Consider the following 2,946-nt stretch of genomic DNA (forward strand, 5'->3'; position numbering starts at 1 on the left):
CGTAGTCAGGACAATCTGGGTTCCAGCAGAAGGAACCGGGCGAAACCAATCGTGTGTGTTCCATTTTCTATCCCCCAATCGCTTGATGTGTATCTATTATACACCAACACGATTAGGGGAGACTACCTCACCCTCTTGTTACCGATAAATTTCTCATGCACCCCATTGCTGATAAGGGCAATGAGATTTCCGCTCATCTGCGCTAACCTTCTGATCCTTTCAAGGGAGGGTGTATCGGCGGAAAACCTCGCCTTATCGAGCTCGTATAGAAGCGATTCCAGTTCATTCGCCAGTTTTTCGCTCAGGCCTTTTCCCCTAAGCTGATCCGCCACCTCACGAGAGGTAAGCGAGGCGGCAGGTATACCGAATCGAGCCTCGATATATTCCCTGAGGGCATCTGCCACTTCGAAGCAAAGTTCCCTGACCCTCTTCTCATCGGACATCCCGCCCCGTTCCACACCCGCAAGCCTCAAAAGCGTCCTCTCCTCGGGGGATAACGCCTCCGTCTCCCTCCTGCGCGATCTGAAAATCGAAAGCGATATCACCGAGATCCCAGCTATCATTAGGGCGATCCCCACGAACAGAGGGAACCGTTCGGCTACGCCGCTTCCCTTCACATCGCGTTTGATGTCCCTTATCCCCTCCATAGCGTTTTGGTTCGCCGTGATGGATTTAACGTGGACGCTGATGGAGGGCAGTTTCATCGTCTCAGCTCGCCCATCCGGATTCATCCATATCAGTTTAATAGGCGGCCATCGATGTTCGCCGGGTCTGAAAAACCTCGCCCGCAGCCGAACCTCCCAGATCTCTAAACCGTCTTCCCCGCCGCGCAACCTCCTCCCCCTCCAGACGCGGAGCGAGTGAGGGTCAAGCCGACGCGCCAGGAGGAGACGGCTTCCTCGCGGCAGGTGCAATCGGACGACACATTCCACCACATCTCCCACCGTAATGACGGGTGGATGTATCTCCACGGATACGATCTGAGGTTCAAGGGTGAGAAGCGAGATCAGGATGAATCCGATCGGGCCGATCATCTCCATCGCCTCTGAGCCCTGGATCTGAAAAGCCTCATAAGCGGCTCCACGTATGGACGGCCTGAGATAAGCTCGACATGATCCACCCCGCTCCTGAGGAAGATCTCATCTCTTCGTCGCCTGAGCTCCTCGATCCTCCCTCTCATCGGCCTCAAATTCGCTCCCGACATATCAAGCATAACCTCCTCGTTACCCTCCGGATCGGATACGCTCACGAGGCCGAGCTGGGGCGGATCGATCTCGATGGGGGAGTTCAGGGCGATGGCTATCAGGTCGTGTCGTTTCGAAGCGATCCTCAGCGATCGTGAAAAATCACCGCAGAAGAAATCGGAGATCAGGAAGGCGATGCATCTCTTCTTAACCGTTCTCCTGAGGAGCTCGAGAGGAGGATTCAGATCGGTTTTGATCCCCTGCGGGCGGATGAGGATCAGATCCCTGATAACCCTTAGGGCGTGCGTTCTACCCTTACGCGGCGGTATGAAAAGCTCGGGTCTATCCGTAAAGGCGATGATTCCCACGCGATCTCCGCTTTTAAGGGCGGAGATGGTGATCAGAGCGCACAGCTCCACCTCATCGGCGAATTTATCGACCATGGACCGGCTGACGTCGGCGATGATGAAGACGTTGAGCTCCCTCTCCTCGACGTATCGCTTGACGTAGAGCGATCCCATTCGGGCGGTGACGTTCCAATCTATCAACCTGATATCGTCGCCCAGCGTGTATTCCCTCACCTCGGAGAACTCGATGCCGCGCCCTTTAAACGCACTGGCGTATTCCCCGGCAAGCATCTCCTCCGCTAGCCTCCTGGCGCGGATCTCGATCCATCGGATCCTTCTGAGTATCTCGCCCTGTTCGACGGATCTCATCTCTCTCCTCGCTCGGTGAATATTATACCATGCTGCCGCCCTTGTTGACCCGCCCACCTCAATCACCTAAAATATTAAGGCGGAGGAAAGCACGCTGGACGCTGGCACGTGAAGTCATTGTCATTGAGTTACTTAGCCGTGCTGTCATTCAAAATGACAATGAATGACCATCTCTCTGTTGACGGAGGATTGAAGGATGCAGGTCAGGCTGAGTTTCTTAGGCGCAGCGCAGAACGTCACCGGCTCCAGGTATCTGCTGGAGTTCAACGGTCACAAGATACTTGTGGATTGCGGCCTATATCAGGAGAGGGAGCTGAGGGGAAGAAACTGGGATCCGTTTCCAGTTCCACCCAATACCATAGATGCCGTTCTGTTAACCCATGCCCATCTGGATCACTCCGGTTTGCTGCCCAAGCTGGTGAGGGAGGGTTTTGAGGGTAGGATCTACTGCACGGCGGCCACCTCCGAGATCTCAGGGATCGCCCTCCTGGATTCCGCACACCTACAGGAGGAGGATGCCGAGTTCAAGCGAAAAAGGCATAAACGGGAGGGGAGAAAAGGGCCGTATCCTGAGATCCCGCTCTACACGTCGGAGGACGCCAGGGCAACATTTCCCCTCTTTCACCCCGTGAGATACGGCGAGAGCGTTCAACTGGGAGATGGAATTGAGGCGAGCTTCCATGACGCGGGACATATCCTGGGGTCATCCATGATAAAGATCGACCTCAGTCGAAACGGGTGGAGGAGAACGATCCTCTTCTCAGGCGATGTGGGCAGATGGAACAAACCCATCCTGCGCGATCCCACCCTCTTCGATGAGGCCGATTACATCCTGGTTGAATCCACATATGGGGATAGACTGCACGAGGATCCGGAGGATGTCGAAGATATGCTCGCCGATGCCGTCAACCTCACGTGGAAGCTGATCTACCCCCAGTTTTATCCCCCCCTTACAAAAGCTATGAGAAGATAAAGAAAAATAAGGCTCCAAACGAAACTCCTTCCAAGAATCCCTCACCCCACGCCTTATCTCACTAACCAGAAAG

3 protein-coding genes are annotated in these 2,946 nt (G+C 54.8%); 1 reads left to right on the top strand and 2 read right to left on the bottom strand.

What is annotated here, in order from left to right:
* Positions 1-122 precede the first annotated feature (122 nt).
* Both J7M22_05365 and J7M22_05370 read right to left on the bottom strand, forming a co-directional pair.
* Positions 123-1,034, bottom strand: a complete 912-nt coding sequence (locus J7M22_05365) for a hypothetical protein (GenBank protein ID MCD6506038.1) — start codon at positions 1,032-1,034, stop codon at positions 123-125.
* A complete protein-coding gene (locus J7M22_05370; protein MCD6506039.1) occupies positions 1,031-1,900 on the bottom strand; it encodes a DUF58 domain-containing protein in 870 nt (289 codons plus the stop codon). The genes J7M22_05365 and J7M22_05370 overlap by 4 nt, the downstream gene beginning before the upstream one ends.
* 196 nt (positions 1,901-2,096) lie before the next feature.
* Between J7M22_05370 and J7M22_05375 the strand changes: the two genes are divergently transcribed.
* The gene (locus tag J7M22_05375) at positions 2,097-2,873 is read left to right on the top strand and encodes an MBL fold metallo-hydrolase (GenBank protein MCD6506040.1); all 777 of its coding nucleotides are present in this window, start codon (positions 2,097-2,099) and stop codon (positions 2,871-2,873) included.
* Positions 2,874-2,946 lie beyond the last annotated feature (73 nt).

The organism is Candidatus Poribacteria bacterium, assembly GCA_021162805.1.
GTDB lineage: Bacteria > Poribacteria > WGA-4E > B28-G17 > B28-G17 > JAGGXZ01.